The organism is Streptomyces sp. NPDC053426 (genome assembly GCF_055585405.1).
This window is the reverse complement of record NZ_JBVJKE010000001.1, coordinates 128906-145239: the sequence shown is the minus strand read 5'-3', so window position 1 is coordinate 145239 and position 16334 is coordinate 128906. Positions and strand designations below refer to the sequence as shown.

12 protein-coding genes and 1 pseudogene are annotated in these 16334 nt (G+C 73.0%); 6 read left to right on the top strand and 7 right to left on the bottom strand.

Annotated features, from left to right (window positions below; all coding sequences use genetic code 11):
* Positions 1-46: 46 nt before the first annotated feature.
* The 3 genes from ACZ62B_RS00625 to ACZ62B_RS00615 form a co-directional block, all read right to left on the bottom strand.
* The gene (locus ACZ62B_RS00625) at positions 47-412 is read right to left on the bottom strand and encodes a hypothetical protein (protein ID WP_468882277.1); all 366 of its coding nucleotides are present in this window, start codon (positions 410-412) and stop codon (positions 47-49) included.
* Positions 409-987: an RNA polymerase sigma factor gene (locus ACZ62B_RS00620; protein WP_468723663.1), complete on the bottom strand. Its 579-nt coding sequence runs from the start codon at positions 985-987 to the stop codon at positions 409-411. Before ACZ62B_RS00620 ends, ACZ62B_RS00625 begins: the two co-directional genes overlap by 4 nt.
* Positions 988-1243: 256 nt before the next feature.
* Positions 1244-2938, bottom strand: coding sequence for an IclR family transcriptional regulator domain-containing protein (locus ACZ62B_RS00615; RefSeq protein ID WP_468882281.1), 1695 nt, complete (start codon positions 2936-2938; stop codon positions 1244-1246).
* Positions 2939-3150: 212 nt separating this feature from the next.
* Between ACZ62B_RS00615 and ACZ62B_RS00610 the strand changes: the two genes are divergently transcribed.
* From ACZ62B_RS00610 to ACZ62B_RS00600, 3 genes and pseudogenes are all read left to right on the top strand, one after another.
* Entirely contained in the window at positions 3151-3897 is a 747-nt protein-coding gene (locus ACZ62B_RS00610; RefSeq protein ID WP_344559942.1) for an aquaporin, read from the top strand.
* A 29-nt stretch (positions 3898-3926) separates the two neighbouring features.
* Entirely contained in the window at positions 3927-5396 is a 1470-nt protein-coding gene (locus ACZ62B_RS00605; RefSeq protein ID WP_469689030.1) for an aldehyde dehydrogenase family protein, read from the top strand.
* 67 nt (positions 5397-5463) lie between these two features.
* Positions 5464-5634, top strand: a pseudogene (locus ACZ62B_RS00600) (deoxyxylulose-5-phosphate synthase); the annotation flags it as partial.
* 132 nt (positions 5635-5766) lie between these two features.
* On the opposite strand, the gene ACZ62B_RS00595 reads toward ACZ62B_RS00600, so the two are convergent.
* A complete protein-coding gene (locus tag ACZ62B_RS00595) occupies positions 5767-6255 on the bottom strand; it encodes a carboxymuconolactone decarboxylase family protein (protein WP_468723671.1) in 489 nt (162 codons plus the stop codon).
* A gap of 313 nt (positions 6256-6568) precedes the next feature.
* Between ACZ62B_RS00595 and ACZ62B_RS00590 the strand changes: the two genes are divergently transcribed.
* The 3 genes from ACZ62B_RS00590 to ACZ62B_RS00580 all read left to right on the top strand — a co-directional run bounded on the left by ACZ62B_RS00590 (position 6569) and on the right by ACZ62B_RS00580 (position 10369).
* Positions 6569-7939 carry a cellulase family glycosylhydrolase gene (locus tag ACZ62B_RS00590; RefSeq protein WP_469689028.1) on the top strand — a complete coding sequence of 457 codons (1371 nt, stop codon included), beginning with the start codon at positions 6569-6571 and terminating at the stop codon, positions 7937-7939.
* Between the two features lie 165 nt (positions 7940-8104).
* Complete coding sequence (locus tag ACZ62B_RS00585; protein WP_469689026.1) at positions 8105-9274, top strand: cellulose-binding domain-containing protein; 1170 nt, start codon at positions 8105-8107, stop codon at positions 9272-9274.
* A gap of 144 nt (positions 9275-9418) precedes the next feature.
* Positions 9419-10369: an RNA polymerase sigma-70 factor gene (locus tag ACZ62B_RS00580; RefSeq protein WP_344559936.1), complete on the top strand. Its 951-nt coding sequence runs from the start codon at positions 9419-9421 to the stop codon at positions 10367-10369.
* A gap of 36 nt (positions 10370-10405) precedes the next feature.
* Here ACZ62B_RS00580 and nhaA read toward each other — a convergent pair whose 3' ends face one another.
* From nhaA to ACZ62B_RS00565, 3 genes are all read right to left on the bottom strand, one after another.
* Positions 10406-12283, bottom strand: a complete 1878-nt coding sequence (nhaA, locus tag ACZ62B_RS00575) for a Na+/H+ antiporter NhaA (protein WP_468723675.1) — start codon at positions 12281-12283, stop codon at positions 10406-10408.
* Between the two features lie 334 nt (positions 12284-12617).
* Complete coding sequence (locus ACZ62B_RS00570; protein ID WP_468882292.1) at positions 12618-13877, bottom strand: family 1 glycosylhydrolase; 1260 nt, start codon at positions 13875-13877, stop codon at positions 12618-12620.
* Positions 13878-13928: 51 nt separating this feature from the next.
* Positions 13929-16220, bottom strand: coding sequence for a family 78 glycoside hydrolase catalytic domain (locus tag ACZ62B_RS00565; RefSeq protein ID WP_469689023.1), 2292 nt, complete (start codon positions 16218-16220; stop codon positions 13929-13931).
* Positions 16221-16334: the final 114 nt, after the last annotated feature.

Below are 16334 nucleotides of genomic sequence, written 5' to 3'. Positions count from 1 at the left end.
CCGCCTCTTCAATCGGTCAGCCCGCTCACCTCGCCTTGTGCGCCCTTCAGTTCGGACGAACGCTCCCCTCACCAGCTGACGGGGTTGCGAAGAGGCCGGGATTCGGGACCGGTGTCGGGGCAGCGCCGTCCGCCTTCGTCAGGGTGCAGACGCCGTCCGCGCAGTCGCGTTCCAGACGGCCGCGGGAGACGGTCTGCGCCAGGCCGATCACCCAGCAGGCCGGGCAGCCGCGGAGGGCGACCAGGCCCAGGGGCGCGGCCGGCAGGGTGGCGGGGCCGGCGAAGGGCACCAGGGCGATCGAGCCGATGATCAGGCCGAAGCCCAGAACACCGCGCAGCAGGTGCCGGGGGACGGAGGAGCCGGCGAAGTCCGCCTCCGCGCGGACGGGCCTGCCGGTTTCGGTGGTCTTCACGGTAGTGCCTCTCCTTCGGCTGCTTCATCGGTCGCCAGGGCTTGCCGCAGAGCGGCCCGGGCCCGGTGGAGCCTCGATTTCATGGCCGCGTTGCTCAGGCCGAGCGACTGCGCGACGAGACGGCCCGGATACCCCTGGACGTCTCTCATGATCAGTACCTGCCGCTGGTCGCGGGGGAGACCGCTGACCGCGAGGGCGATCCGCTCGGCGTCCAGCCGCCGCAGCACCGAGGTCTCCGCGGAGGGCGCCGGCTCGCCGCCGGCCTCTTCGGCGACGGATGCGGAGGCGGATGCGGAGGCGAGCAGCCGTAGGTGCCGCAGGCATTCGTTGCGCACGATGCGGAACATCCAGGAGGCCAGGGCGCCGGATGCGCGGAGCGTGCCGATCTTCCGGTAGAGGATGATCAGTGCTTCCTGAGCCGCGTCCTCGGCGTCCTGCGGTGTGGCGCACAGCGACAGCGCGAACCTGCGCACATGGGGCTGCGACTCCACGATCACCGCGGTCAGCGAGCTGATGTTGCCGTCCTGGGCGGCTTTGACCAGCCGTTCGTCGGGCCAGGGGGAGTTCCGGCTCATGCGTCCTGCTCGTGTCCGTCGATCCGCCGTCGTGACCGGCGCGGATCAACCACGGCTCCGGTTCCTCCGCTTGAGCAACGTCACGCTGCACATGCAGACCAGCAGTACACCGGCCACGGCGATGATCGCGATCGTCATGCTTCGTTCCTCCTGGTGTTCGCCGGCCCGCTCGGCCGGTTCACGGACAAGAGGCGGCGGGGGCGGAAAAGGATTCAGCGCCGCTGCGGCCGACGTGAGGACGGACCGCACGGAGCGGTCAGCCCGTCTGTACGGGGCCGTCGGCGAAGGCGACCGCCAGGTCCGACTCGATGCGGGCCGCGCAGGCGCGCAGTGCGGGGAGGAGGGTGTCCCTGGTGTGTCCGGGCGGCTCGGGGCCGGCGTGCAGGGCGATGTTCACGGCTCCGACGGCCCGTCCGTCCCGGTCCCGGACCGGTACGGCCAGGGAGCGCAGTCCCGCCTCCAACTCCTGTTCGACCAGGGCGTGTCCCTCACGGGCGACCCGGTCCAGCACGGCGGCGAGCGCGTCGGGCGAGGTGAGTGTGTGCGGGGTCAGGGCCCGGGGGCGCGAGGCGTCGATCCGTTCCCGCCGGTCCGCCTCGGGCAGGTCCGCGAGGAGGACCCGGCCCATGGAGGTGGCGTACGCGGGCAGTCGTGTGCCGGGCATGATCCGGGCGCTGGTGATCTGCTGGGCGGCGGCGCGGGCCACATAGTGGACCTCGGTGCCGTCGAGGACCGCCAGTGAGGCCGACTCCCGTACCCGTCCGGCCAGTTCGGTCAGATGGGGCTGGGCGATGTCGGCGAGGGTGAGGGTGGACAGCCGTGCGTAACCGAGCTCCAGGACGCGGGGGGACGGCAGGAAGCGGCGGTCGAGTTGTTCCACGTAACCCAGTTGACGGAGCGTCAGCAGGTTGCGGCGGGTGCTGGGGTACGAGAGTCCGGCGGCCTCGGCGGCCTCGGCGAGGGTGAGGCCGCCGCGCCGCCGGCCGAGCGCGGTCAGGACGGCGAGGCCCCTGGCCAGTGCCTGGAGGAAGGACGGCCCCAGTTCCGGCTTGGCGTCGGCGTAGGCGGGGGCGGCGGCGGGTGGCGCAGCGGTCGTCTTCGAGGTGTCGTACAGCTCGTCCGCCGTGCGCCGGGCCTCCTCCTCCATCGTGGCCAGCGCGTGCTCGCGCAGTTCCTCGCCGCTGTGGCGGCTGGTGTGCGCCAGCACGCTGATCGCGCAGACGGGCCGGCCGTCGGGGTCGCGCACCGGGACCGCCAGGGCGACCAGGCCCGGGGCGACCAACTGGTCGTCCAGCGCCCAGCCCTGCGCGTCGGCCGCCGCGGTCCAGGCGGCGAAGTCGGCCTCCGTCCGCTCGGGGGCGGGAGCGGCGAGGCGTGCGGGGACGGCCGGGAAGGTCTCGTCCAGGGGGTCGGCGGCACGGCGGGCCCGCCACGCCTCGTACGTGTCGGGTCCCCATCCGGTGGCGAGTACGGCACCGGCCGCGCAGCGCTCGGCGGGCAGCAGGTCGCCGACGCGGAAACCCAGGGGGATCACCCGGCCGGGCGGGACGGCCTTGCCGACGATGCGTGCGTCGCAGCCGTCGAGGACGATCGCCGAGACCGACTCGTCGAGGGCGCGGGCCAGCCGGTCGAGGCTCGGCCGCAGCGCGCGGGACATGCCGCTCGCGCGCAGGTAGGCGTTGCCGAACTCCATCAGGCGCGGGGCGGGCACGAGGTCGCGTCCCACGGTGCGCAGATGGCCGAGATGGGTCAGGGTCGCGGCGATCCGGTCGACGGTCGAGCGCGCCAGGCCGGTCGCGCGCGTGAGGTCGCCCGGACGCACGGAGTGGGGGGCGTCGGCCACGATCCGCAGCACGGCCAGCCCGCGCTCCAGCGGGCCGGCGGCTTCCGCGGGGGAGTCGGCCGGCGCGGCCGCCACCGGCGCGGCCGCCCTCGAAACGCCCGGCGCCATGGCACTTCCTCCTGCTGTATGTCGGCTTCCCGGCGCATGCGGCCGTACCCGTCTCCAGGAGAACGCTACCGGCCATTGACAGCCGTCTCGGCGATCACACACACTCAGCGCACTCGGACAATGAAAGTAAGTTCACTCAGCGAAAAAATGGTGGCCCGGTGTGCTGCGGGACGCATCCCGCCGGGCCGCCCCTTCCCCTGATGAGGACTCCCATGAGCACTTCCGCCCGGAGCCGCGCGGATCTCGTCCGGCACAGCGCGTACGAGTTCGCGCTGACCACGGTGCTTCTCTTCGCCGTGGTGAGCCTGATCCGCTGGCTGGCCCATCCCGGGTCGCCGCTGGCGATCGGCGACCCCCAGGTCCTCTTCGCCGTCGCGGGGGTCGCGGTCGCCGCGCTCATCGCGGGCCTGATGTACTCGCCGCCCGGCCGCAGATCCGGGGGCCACATGCACCCCGGCGTCACCGTCTTCCTGTGGTCCAGCGGCCTCTTCCCGGCCCGCGCCGTCCTCCCGTACGTCACCGCTCAGCTCGCCGGATCCGCGGCCGGCACCGCGCTGGCCGGGCTGGTGTGGGGCGGGGCCGTGCGCCAGGTCGGACACGGGGCCGTGCACCCCGCACCCGGGACGGGTACGGTCGAACTGTTCCTCGTCGAGGGCGCCGCGCTCGCCGCGGTGTTCACCGCGGTGGCGCTGGTGATGGCCAGGCCCGCCCTGGGGGCGCTGATCCCGGCGGCCATCGGCGTCGGCGTGGGCGTGGTCGTCGCGACCCTGGGCACCGTGACCGGCGCGAGCATCAACCCGGCGCGCGCCTTCGGCCCGGCCCTGCTCTCCGGTACGTACGAACACTTCTGGAACTACATGATCGCGCCGGTGGCCGCCCCGGCCCTCGTCGGCCTCGCCCACCGGGCCCTGCGCACCCGCCGGGCCGCCGCCCCCGCACCCACGCCCGCCGAGGCCTGAGCCCTCACATCCACTGTCAGGAGCACCCCGTGTCCATCTCCCGAGGACTGATCATCAACGGCCAGGAGGTCCCCGCCTCCTCCGGCCGCACCGCGACCGACACCAACCCCTGGACCGGCGCCGTCTGCGCCGAGGTCGCCGCGGGCACCCCGGACGACGTACGCCGTGCCGTGGACGCCGCCGACGCCGCGTTCGAGGCGTGGGCCGCGACCAAGCCGGCCGAACGCCGCCGGATCTTCCTGCGCGCCGCGCAGCTGATGGCCGAGCGCACCGAGGAGGTCGTACGGCTGATGGCCACGGAGGTCGGCGGCGCCGCCCCCTGGGCGGGCTTCAACGCCCACCTGGCCGCCGACATCCTGCTGGAGGCGGCGGCCGAGGTCAGCCGCCCGACCGGCGAGATCCTCGCCACCGACGCCGACGGCGTCCACTCCACGCAGGTGCGGGTGCCCAAGGGGGTGATCGCCGCGATCTCGCCGTGGAACGCGCCGGTCATCCTCGGTGTCCGCGCGGTGGCGTTGCCGATCGCGATGGGCAACACCGTGGTGATGAAGCCCAGCGAGGACGCGCCGATCGCCTGCGGCCTGCTGATCTCCGACGTCCTGCACGAGGCGGGACTGCCGGCGGGCGTGCTCAACGTCGTCACCAACGACCGCGCCGACGCCGCCGAGGTGGTCTCCGCGCTGATCGCCGACCCCCGGGTGCGGATGGTCAACTTCACCGGCTCCACGGAGGTCGGCCGCACCATCGGCGTCCAGGCCGCCCGGCACCTCAAGCCCGCCGTCCTCGAACTCGGCGGCAAGAACCCCCTGCTGGTACTGGAGGACGCGGACGTCGACTACGCGGTGGACGCCGCGGTCTTCGGCTCCTTCATGAACGCGGGCCAGATCTGCATGTGCGTGGACCGGGTCATCGTCCACCGCTCGGTCGCCGACGAGTTCACCGCCAAGTTCGCCGCCCGCGTCCGGGCACTGCCCTGCGGCGACCCGAGCGACCCGGGCACGGCGGTCGGCCCGGTCGTGAACGAGGCCGCCGCCCGCCGGGTCGCCTCACTCGTCGCGGACGCGGTCTCCCGGGGGGCCGGACTGGCCGCGGGCACCGGCGAGATCGAGGAACCGGGCACACTGATCCGTCCGGTCGTCCTCACCGGGGTCACCAAGGACATGAAGATCTACTACGACGAGATCTTCGGTCCGGCGACCGTCGTCCACGTCGTCGACGGCACCGACGAGGCCGTCGCGCTCGCCAACGACACCCCGTACGGGCTCACCGCGGGCGTCATCACCGAGGACCTGGCCGAGGGACTGGAGGTCGCCGGCCGGCTGCGCACCGGCATCGTCCACGTCAACGACCAGTCCATCGCCGACGAACCGCAGGCCCCCTTCGGCGGCGTGAAGAGCTCCGGCTACGGCCGCTTCGGCGGCCAGGCCGGCGCCGAGGCCTTCACCGACACCCGCTGGGTCACGGCGCAGGTCAGGGGACACGCGCACTTCCCGATCTGACGGACGGGCGCCCGGCCGGCCGGCCGGACAGCGGATCACCAGCCGGCCGGGCGCGTACGCCGTGACGTGGCGGGTGCTGTCCGTCCTGCTGCACGTGGGGGTCCGCTTCCACAAGGGCTGCTGCGGCGGGCCCGGGTACCGTCCGCGCACGCTGCGGGAGGTGCGCGAGCGGATGACGTACGCCCGCCGTACCGGTGAGCCCTTCGCCGAGGCGCTCGTACGTCACGAGATGCCGTGACGGGAGATCCGCACGGGGCGCGGTTCGTGCGGCCGCCGACGAGGACGGACAGGCGTCGCGCGTCCTGCGGCGTGCCGATCGGGCGACCGGTCCGGGTCACACGGTCCCGGACCGGTTCGAGGCGTCCTCCGGTCAGTCCTTGACCGCCGCCGCGAACATGCCCGCCTCGTACGAGCCGCCCTTCTGGTGGGTGATCACCGCGAGCCGGTTGGCCGCGTTGATCAGGGCGACCAGCGTGACCAGCGCGGCGGTCTGGTCGTCGTCGTAGTGCTTGCGCACCCGGGCCCAGGTCTCGTCGGAGACTCCCTCGGAGGCGTCGGCGAGACGGGTGCCCTCCTCGGCGAGGGCCAGGGCCGCCTGTTCGGCCTCGGTGAACACGGTGGACTCGCGCCAGGCGGCGACCAGGTGGAGCCGGACCGCGCTCTCACCGGCGGCCGCGGCCTCCTTGACGTGCATGTCGACGCAGTGGCCGCAGCCGTTGATCTGGCTGGCGCGCAGCGACACCAGCTCCTGGGTGGACTTCGGCAGCGGCGAGTCGTGGATCACCAGGGCCGCGCCGGCGAACCGCTTGGCGAACCTGGCGGCGAGCTCGTTCTCGAACAGGTTGAACCGGGTATCCATGGCTTCGTCCTCACTCGTGTCTGTTCGCGGTGTTGAGCTGGGCTGAACACGAGATGCCGGCCGTCCGCTCCCTGTGACAGGAGGGAAGTGTGACGTGTGCCACCGTTCGCGTCGGCGGCCCGGATGCCTCCGCATGAGCAGCGGTCACCCGCGGCGCGGCATTCTTCGGCCGTCACATGGCTATCGCGCGTCGGCGTGTCGGTGTACGGTCTCGGGCCGATGGGCTTTGGGAGCGCTCCCATCGCGCTGCACCACGCTGTGCTCGCATGACGCGAGTCATCGCACGAGTTCGCATCGCACGAGGAGGAACGCTTTGAGACGCTTTTTGGCCTTACTGGCGACCTGCGCGACGGTCCTGGGCCTCACGGCGCTGTCCGGTCCGCAGGCGGTGGCCGCCACCGGCTGCAGGGTCGACTACACGGTGGCCAGTCAGTGGCAGGGCGGCTTCCAGGCCGGAGTGAAGATCACCAACCTGGGCGACCCCGTCTCCGGGTGGACGCTCGGGTTCACCATGCCGGACGCCGGGCAGGAGGTCGTCCAGGGCTGGAACGCCACCTGGTCGCAGTCCGGCTCCACGGTCACCGCCACCGCTGTCGACTGGAACCGCACACTGGCCACCGGCGCGACCGTCGACCTGGGATTCACCGGCTCCTTCACCGGCGCCAACCCGAAGCCCACGGCGTTCACGCTCAACGGCGTGGCCTGCACGGGCTCCGTCGAAGAACCCCCGCCCACCCCGGACGACGGCACCCCCGTGGACATCAACGGACAGCTGCACGTCTGCGGAGTGAACCTGTGCAATCAGTACGACCGCCCCATCCAGCTGCGCGGCATGAGCACCCACGGCATCCAGTGGTTCAGCCAGTGCTACAACACCGCGTCCCTGGACGCGCTCGCGCGGGACTGGCGGTCGGACCTGCTGCGCATCTCCATGTACGTGCAGGAGGACGGTTACGAGACCGACCCCGCGGGCTTCACCGCCCGCGTGAACGGCCTCGTCGACATGGCCGAGGCCCGTGGCATGTACGCCGTGATCGACTTCCACACCCTCACGCCGGGCGACCCGAACTTCAACCTCGACCGCGCGAAGACGTTCTTCGCCTCCGTCGCCGCCCGCAACGCCGACAAGAACAACGTGATCTACGAGATCGCCAATGAGCCCAACGGCGTGAGCTGGGCCGGCATCAAGAGCTACGCCGAGCAGGTCATCCCGGTGATCCGGGCCGCCGACCCGGACGCCGTCGTCATCGTCGGCACCCGCGGCTGGTCCTCGCTGGGAGTCTCGGACGGCTCCGACGAGAGCGAGGTCGTCGACAACCCCGTCAACGCCACCAACATCATGTACGCGTTCCACTTCTACGCCGCGAGCCACAAGGACAACTACCGCGCCACGGTGAGCCGGGCGGCCTCCCGACTGCCCTTGTTCGTCTCCGAGTTCGGCACGGTGAGCGCCACCGGCGGTGGAGCGGTGGACCGGGCGAGCAGCACGGCCTGGCTGGACCTGCTCGACCAGTTGAAGATCAGCTACGCGAACTGGACCTACTCCGACGCCGACGAGGGCAGTGCGGCGTTCAGGCCCGGCACCTGTGACGGCACCGACTACAGCGGCAGCGGCGTGCTGACCGAGTCCGGTGCGCTGCTCAAGAGCCGGATCAGCACCCCTGACGCCTTCCCCACGAGCTGACCTTCGACGGGGGTCCGGCCGGTCGGGCCCCCGGCCGGCCGGCCGGACCCCCGTCCTGTCGATCAGGACCCCCGTCCCGTCGATTGGGAGCGCTCCCATCGCGCTTTCGCACCTCGTACGTCACACCCCCACCCCCAACCCCCACCCCCTACCCCGGAGGCACAAGTGCGCTCCCTTCTCGCCCGATTACCGCGTCGGCCCTGGACCGCGGTCCTCACCGCGGCCGTGCTGTCGGCGTCCGCCCTCACGGTGCTGCCCGCGAACGGTGCGGAGACCGGCTGCCAGGTCGACTACACCGTGAACAAGTGGGCCGACGGCTACACCGCACAGATCAAGGTCACCAACCTCGGTCCGGCGCTCGACGGCTGGCGGCTGAGCTGGACCTACACCGGCGACCAGCAGGTGACCTCGGCGTGGAACGCGACCGTCACCCAGACCGGCGGGTCCGTCGTCGCCACCAGTACGAGCTGGAACGGCGCGCTGCCCACGGGAGGCGCCGCCGAGTTCGGCCTGCAGGGGACCTGGCGTTCGGCCGACCCCGCACCGAGCGACTTTGCCCTCAACGGCGTGCCGTGCGGAGGTGACGGCACCACGCCGCCGACCACGCCCCCCACCACCCCACCGCCCACGACCCCGCCACCGAGCGCCGACTGCGGCAGCGCGGTGATCTGCTCGGACTTCGAGGACCAGACCGGTTCCGCCCCGTCCGGCGACTGGCGCTTCACCGCACCCGACTGCCAGGGCACCGGGACGGCCGCCGTGGACACCGCCGTCGCGCACAGCGGCAGCCGGTCGCTGCGGGTCGACGGCCGGGCCGGCTACTGCAACCACGCCTTCGTCGCCGCCACCGCGGACCTGTCCTCGGTCGGTCCGGTGATGCACGTACGCATGTGGGTGAGGCACACCACCGCGCTCCCCTCCGCCCACGTCACCTTCGTGTCCCTGCCCGACTCCTCCCAGAACGGGCGGAGCCTGCGCGTCGGCGGCCAGAACGGCGCCCTGCAGTGGAACCGGGAGAGCGACGACGCCACCCTGCCGGCGCAGAGCCCGGCCGGCGTGGCGCTGAGCAGGCCGCTGCCGACGGGAAGCTGGCAGTGCCTGCGTTTCGCGATCGACACGACGGCCCCCGGACTCGACACCTGGCTCGGCGACGAGCAGATTCCGGGCCTGCACGCCGACGGCGTGCCGACGCAGGACATCGACCGGCAATGGCTCGCCCGTACCACCCCGCCCCGTCCCACCGCCCTGCGACTGGGCTGGGAGAGCTACGGGACGGGTGACGACACGCTGTGGTTCGACGACGTGGCCGTCGGCTCCGCCCCCATCGGCTGCTGACAGCCCCTCGGCCGGGAGCTCCCGGCCGGCCTCCGCCCCGGCGTCCCGGTGGGAACACGGCCGGACACCGGGGCGGACGGCCGTGTTCCGGGCGAGCCCTTCCCGCGCATGTCACAGAACCGCGGCGGCCGGCGTCCTGTGTGCATGGGATCGTGGAGGACGAGCAGGCGGGAGCAGCCGGTGAAGAGCGCGCGGGCAGAGGAGCGGACAGAGGACGTGGACGCCGCGACCGAGGCGTTCGTCGCCCACCGCAACCTGCTGTTCACCGTCGCCTACGAGATGCTCGGCTCGGCCGCCGACGCGGAGGACGTGCTGCAGGAGACCTGGCTGCGCTGGGCGGGCGTCGACCTCGCCGCGGTGCGGGACCGGCGGGCGTACCTCGTACGGATCACCACCCGGCAGGCGCTGAGCAGACTGCGCACGCTCGGCCGCCGCAAGGAGTCCTACGTCGGCTCCTGGCTCCCCGAACCGCTGCTCACCGCACCCGATGTGGCCGAGGACGTCGAGCTCGCCGACAGCGTCTCGATGGCGATGCTGCTGGTGCTGGAGACGCTCGCCCCCACCGAGCGGGCGGTGTTCGTGCTGCGCGAGGTGTTCGGCCTCGAGTACGACGAGATCGCCGAAGCCGTCGACAAGAGCCCGGCCGCGGTGCGCCAGATCGCGCACCGGGCACGGGCGCACGTCGCGGCACGCCGGCCGCGCGGGGCCGTGTCACCGGCCGAGACGCGGGACGCCCTCGACGCCTTCCGGCGGGCGGTCGAGACGGGCGATCTGCAGGGCCTGCTCGACGTCCTCGCGCCGGATGTCGTCCTCCTGGGCGACGGCGGCGGCGTCAAGCAGGCCGTCCTCAAGCCCGTCGTGGGGGCCGACAAGGTGGCCCGCCTGCTCCAGGCCGGACTGGGCAGGCTCACCGCCGAGGTGTCGCTGCGGCCGGCGGAGGTCAACGGCCGCCCCGCGCTGATCGTCGGGCTCGACGGCGTGCTCGACACCGTCCTCGCGGTGCGCGTCGACGACGGCCGCATCACCGGCCTCTACGCCGTCCGCAACCCCGAGAAGCTGTCGCACATGGAGAGCGAGACCGCCCTGCGCCGCTGAGCGCGCGGGCACCGGGACGGGCCGGTGACGGCGGGTTCAGGACGCGTCGTGGGACGCGGATCTCTCGAGCTCGCCGGCGAGCGTCTCCGCGTCGTACGGCCCGGTGTGCCGCCGGTCGCCGACGAAGAAGGTCGGTGTGCCGCGGGCACCACTGGCCTCGGCGCCGGCCGCGTCGGCCCGTACCCGCTCGGCGGTCTCCTCGGCGTCGATGTCCTCGAGGAAGCGCTCCACGTCGAGTCCGATCTCGATGGCGTACGCGGCGATGTCCTCGAACTCCAGCCGGTCCTGGTGCTCGTACAGCAGGTCGTGCATCTGCCAGAAGCACCCCTGCGCGCCGGCGGCGACGGCCGCCCGTGCGGCGAGCACGGCGTGCGGGTGGACGTCGGGGAGCGGCAGATGCCGGAAGACGTAACGGAACCGGTCGCCGAAGCGCTCCCGCAGTTCCTTGGTGACGCCGGTGGCGCGGGCACAGTAGGGACATTCGAAGTCGCCGTACTCCACCAGGGTGAGGGGCGCGTCCGCGGGGCCGGTGATGTGGTCCGTGGCCGGGTCGACCGGGCGGGCGAGGGTACGGGGCAGGTCGGCGTCCGTCTCGCCGCGCAGGACGGCGGCGAGGTGGAACGCGAGCCACCCCAGGGCGGTGGCGAGCACGGCGGCCAGCAGGACACCGACGACCGCCTGGTCGCGCAGGACCGGGTCGTCGAAGGCGAGACCGGCGATCAGCAGGGAGACGGTGAAGCCGATCCCGGACAGCACGGCACCGCCCACGACGTGTCCCGGGCCCACCCCCTGGGGGAGCTTCCCGAGGCGGAGGCGGGTGCCGAGCCGGGTTCCGCCCCACACGCCCAGGAGTTTTCCGGCCACGAGGCCGGCGACGACGGCCCAGGTGAGCCGGGAGGACAGGGCACTTCCCAGGACGCCCCCGCGCAGGTCGATACCGGCGTTGGCCAGGGCGAACAGCGGGACGACCACATAGCTCGCCCAGGGGTGCAGCATCAGCTGCAGCCGCTCGTTGACCGAGACCGCCCGTTGCAGCCCCACGCGTGCCGACAGCCCCACATCGGCGCGGGGCGACTGGCGGAAGGCGCGGGCGAGCCGGGTGGCGCGGTCCACGGCCTCGGGCGCGGGGGCGTGGGCGGGGATGAGGAGACCGCCGAGCATGCCGGCGATGGAGGCGTGGAGACCGGATGCGAGGGTGGCGAGCCACAGCACGAGAACGACGAGGAGGTACGGTGCCGCGCGCCAGGCACCCAGCGGGGTCAGCGCGGCGAGGACCGCGCAGAGGGCGAGTGCCACCAGCAGGGGCAGTGGGCGGACCGTGTCCGAGTAGACCAGGCCGATCACACTGACCGCCACGATGTCGTCGATGACGGTGACGGCCAGCAGGAAGACCCGCAGTTGGGTGACGAACCGGGGCCCCACCACGGCGAGCGCCCCGAGCATGAAGGCCGTGTCGGTGCCGATGACCGTGCCCCAGCCGCCGCCGGCCTCGCCCCAGGGAGCGATCGCCAGGTAGACCAGCACCGGAACGACCATGCCACCGATACCGGCCGCGGCCGGGAGCAGCACGCGGCGGCGGCCGGCCAGCGAGCCGACCGAGGACTCGTAGCGGACCTCCAGGCCGACGACGAAGAAGAAGAGGGCCATCAGGCCGTCGCTCACCCAGTGCCCCAGGTCCATGGAGAGTCCGGCGTCGCCGAGCGACACGGACGCCTCGGTCGCCCAGAGCGACTCGTACCCCCCGGACCAGGGTGAGTTGGCCCACCCCAGGGCCACCACGACAGCCGCCAGGAGCAACCCGGCGCTGCCCGCTTCGGTGGTCAGGTAGGTGCGTACCGGATCGGCGAGCTGGGCCGCCAGCGAACGCCGCCGGGCCCTGGTCTGGGAGGGCGGGGCGTTCTCCGCGCGTGTCACAGGTGTCCCCCTTCCTGGCCGCCCGCTCCGCCCGGACCGGGGCTTCTCAGCGGCGGGACGCGCCGGAGGCGGGCCGGGCGGCGTCGGCGGGAAGCGACGCGCCGGGGACCGGGGCGATCACAGCGGCCAGGGACCCGCGCGGTGCGTGGTGCATGGGTGTCCTTCCTGTCTCTCCTCACTTGATCGTCGCGTTCCGCCGGCCCCTGGGCACCTGGGGTGGCCGACTGTTGCGCCGTTCGGATCACGAAGGGAGGCCGGAGGCGGCCCAGGCGCCGGGACGGTCCTCGGCGACGGTCCCGTTCCTCGCGGCCTCGGCGTAGCGCTCCGGATCGGCTCAGCTCGGGGCGCAGCCGCCGCGCGGCCCCCGATGGCGTCGCACCACCTCCGCGTACGCCTTCGCGCTCGGCTTCGGGCGGCGCTCGAAGGTGTCGCGGTCGACCTCGTGGAGCCCGAGCCTGGCACCGTACCCGAAGATCCACTCGAAGTTGTCCATGAGCGTCCAGTGGCAGTACCCGAGGACGGGCGTCCCCGCGCGCACCTCGGCCGCGAGGTGTTCGACGGCGGCGGGGACGAAGGCGGCGCGCTGTGCGTCGTCCGGGGTCTGGATGCCGTGTTCGGTGACGAGGACCGGTACCCCGGACACCTCGTGGGCGTAGCGCACGGCGCCCGCGAGGGATGCCGGCTCGATGACGGTGCCCATCCCGTTGCGTTCGCCGTCGGGCGTCACCTCGCCGTCGGGGCCGTGGACGATCCGCTCGTAGTTCTGCACGCCGATGAAGTCGTCGTGGCGTGCCTCGCGCAGCCAGTGGTCGTAGACGGCGGCGCGCTTGGCGTCCCGGCGTTCCTCACCGCCGGGGAGGGCCACTTCGTCGGCGATGGCGATGGAGACACCGACGGGCAGGTCGCCACGGCGGGCCTTGACCGCGTCGCGGGCGGCCCGGTGCGCCCGGGTGAACGCGGCCTGGAACTCGTCCTGCCGGTGGGCGGGGATGACGTTCGCACTGGCGTAGGCGGCGCTCCCGGCGGCGTGTGCGGCGGCTTCGAGCATCCGCGTCTTGAGCGTCTCGGCCTCGGCCGGGAGCTTCGCGCCCGCCTGGAGGAGCTGTTCCAGGTTGGGTTCGTTCAGGGTGACGGCGTGGGAGACACGGTCGCCGAAGCGCGCCATGACGCGGTCGCACTGCTCGGCGAAGCGGGCGGGGGCGTCGGCGGCGGTCCAGGAACCGGCCGCGGCGAACCAGTGCGGGGCGGTGAAGTGGCTGAACGTCACGACGGGGGCGAGACCGCGTTCGAGGCAGCCGTCGACCTTGCGCTCGTAGTGGTCGAGGGCCTCGGCGGAGACGACTCCGCGCTCGGGTTCGACGCGGGCCCACTCGACGGAGAACCGGAAGGCGTTGAGCCCGAGTCCGGCGGCCAGGTCGAGGTCCGTCTCCCACCGCTGGTAACCGCGGCACGCCGGACCGCTCGGTTCGCGGAACAGCGTGGGCGTCGTGTGCTCCAGGAACCAGGTGTCACTGGCGCTGTTGTCGCCCTCGTTCTGGTGTCCCGCGGTGGCGACGCCCCACAGGAAGGTGTCGGGCAGGCTGGTGTGGGTCATGTGTGTTCCTCGCACTGGTTCAGGGACGGTGGTGGGCGGGGCGTACGGGCGTCACCGCGCGGTCGCGGGGAACGGCGCGCAGAAGGTGTGCCGGCCGGGTCCTGCCTCCACGGGCTCCGCGCCCGGCAGCTCGACCAGCGCGGTGACGTCGGGCGGTACGACGACGTCGACGCGCAGCCTGTCGCCCTCCCGGCGCCACCCGGCCCCGGCCCGGCCGTACGGCGTCTCGTGCTCGGCCCGCGCCCAGGTCAGGCCGCCGCCGGGACGGGGACGGATCAGCAGCCGCCGGTAGCCCGGCTCGGCGGGGGCCAGACCGGCCACGGTGCGGTGCATCCAGTCGGCGACCGCGCCGAGCGCGTAGTGGTTGAACGAGGTCATCTCGCCGGGATTGACGCTGCCGTCGGGAAGCATGCTGTCCCAGCGTTCCCACACGGTGGTGGCGCCCATGTCGACCTGGTACAGCCAGGACGGGCACGCCCGCTGGGTCAGCAGCCGGTAGGCGGTGTCCACGTGTCCGGTGCCGGCCAGCGCGTCGCACACCAGGGGAGTGCCGAGGAAACCGGTGCCGACGCGGTGGCCGCGCCCGGCCACCAGGGAGGCCAGCCGGCGTCCGGCCTCGGCGCGTTCGGCGTCGTCCTCGAGCAGCCGGAAGCACAGGGCGAGGGCGTAGGCGGTCTGCGTCTCCTCCGTCAGGCGTCCGCCGCCTGCGTGGAAGCGGGCGAGGAAGGCGTCACGGACCGCGTCGGCCAGGGCGTGGTAACGGACTGCGTCGTCGTGGTCGTCCAGGACCTCCGCGGTCCGTGCCAGCAGCCGCGCGGAGCGTGCGAAGTACGCCGTGGCGACCAGGGCGGACGACGTCATCGCGCGGCCGGGGTCGTCCGCCGGGGCGGTCGGGTCCAGCCAGTCGCCGAACTGGAACCCTTCGCCCCAGATCCGGTCGGGTCCGGCCAGGCGGTCGACGGCGTCGACCCAGGCGCGCATCGACGGGTACTGGGCGCGCAGCACCTTCGTGTCGCCGTAGCGCTCGTACAGCACCCAGGGCACGACGACGGCCGCGTCGCACCAGCCGGCCATGGGCGGGTTGCCCGCCGGCAGGGGCACCGGGGTGATCACCGGGATGTCGGGGCTGAACACCGGCGGCACCCCGCGCTCGTCGTCGCCCTGGTCGGCGGCGAGGTCGCGCAGCCAGGAGCGCAGGAAGTCACGGACGTCGTGGAGGAAGGCGGCGGTGGGGGCGAAGACCTGGACGTCTCCGGTCCAGCCGAGCCGCTCGTCGCGCTGCGGGCAGTCGGTGGGCACGTCGACGAAGTTGCCGCGCATCCCCCACACCACGTTCTCGTGCAACCGGTTCAGGGAGGCGTCCGAGCAGGAGAACCAGCCCGTGCGGCGCAGGTCGCTGTGGACGACCACGGCCGTGACGTCGGCCGGGTCGAGGTCGCCGGGCCAGCCCTCGACGTCGGCGTAGCGGAAGCCGTGGACGGTGAAGCGGGGCTCCCACTCCTCGCCCGCCGGGTCGCCGCGCAGGACGTAGCGGTCGGTGGCGAGCGCGTGCCGCAGCGGACGCGTGCAGAGTTCGCCGTCCTCCAGGACCTCCGCGTGGCGGAGGGTCACCGTGTGGCCGGCCTCGCCGCGGACCCGGATGCGCAGCCGCCCGACGAGGTTCTGGCCGAAGTCGAGGACCGTACGCCCGGTGGGCGAGGTGGTGACCGCGACGGGCGCGAGGTGTTCGACGCGGCGCACGGGCGGGCTGTCGGCCGGGAAGAGGACGGTGGTGTCGAAGTCGATGACGTCGGCCGGCTGCCACGCCGAGTCGTCGAAGCCGGCTTCGCTGAAGCCCGCCCGCTCCCGTCGGGCGTCGTGCTCCTCGCCCTCGTACAGACCGGTGGCGAGGACGGGCCCGGCGCTCCAGCGCCAGCCGTCCCCGGTGGTGACGGTCTCGGTGGTGCCGTCGGCGTACTCCAGGCGCAGTTCGGCGAGGAGCCCGGTGCGCTCGCCGTAGATGTCCCGGGTGCCGCCGTTGAACCCGAGCAGGCCCCGGTACCAGCCGTCGGCCAGATGGGCGCCCCAGGCGTTGCGGCCCGCACGGACCAGGGAGGTGACGTCGAAGGACTGGTAGCGGTGCCGGTGGCGGTAGCTCGTCCAGCCGGGGGCCAGTACGTGGTCGCCCACCGTGGTGCCGTTGAGCTCCAGTTCGTAGACGCCGAGGGCGGTGACCCGGAGCCGGGCCGACCGCACGGCGGCCCGTGCGGCGAACTCGCTGCGCAGCAGCGCGGCCGGGCGGGCCCCCTCGGCGGGTTCGGACATGGGCGGGCCGACCACACGTGCGGTCCAGTGGTGATTCATGGCGCCCTTCCTCAGCAGCGGCGGCGAGCAGGCACGATCATGCAACCAACACCTAGTGATTACTAGGTTTTGGCGTGTGTGACGTGCGGCACAGGCGAAGGTCGCCCGGTCAGG

Coding starts and splice junctions, on each gene's coding strand:
- ACZ62B_RS00620 (WP_468723663.1), bottom strand. CDS start 987: ATGAGCCGGAACTCCCCCTGGCCCGACGAACGGCTGGTCAAAGCCGCC.
- ACZ62B_RS00615 (WP_468882281.1), bottom strand. CDS start 2,938: ATGGCGCCGGGCGTTTCGAGGGCGGCCGCGCCGGTGGCGGCCGCGCCG.
- ACZ62B_RS00610 (WP_344559942.1), top strand. CDS start 3,151: ATGAGCACTTCCGCCCGGAGCCGCGCGGATCTCGTCCGGCACAGCGCG.
- ACZ62B_RS00595 (WP_468723671.1), bottom strand. CDS start 6,255: ATGGATACCCGGTTCAACCTGTTCGAGAACGAGCTCGCCGCCAGGTTC.
- ACZ62B_RS00580 (WP_344559936.1), top strand. CDS start 9,419: ATGGGATCGTGGAGGACGAGCAGGCGGGAGCAGCCGGTGAAGAGCGCG.
- ACZ62B_RS00570 (WP_468882292.1), bottom strand. CDS start 13,877: ATGACCCACACCAGCCTGCCCGACACCTTCCTGTGGGGCGTCGCCACC.
- ACZ62B_RS00565 (WP_469689023.1), bottom strand. CDS start 16,220: ATGAATCACCACTGGACCGCACGTGTGGTCGGCCCGCCCATGTCCGAA.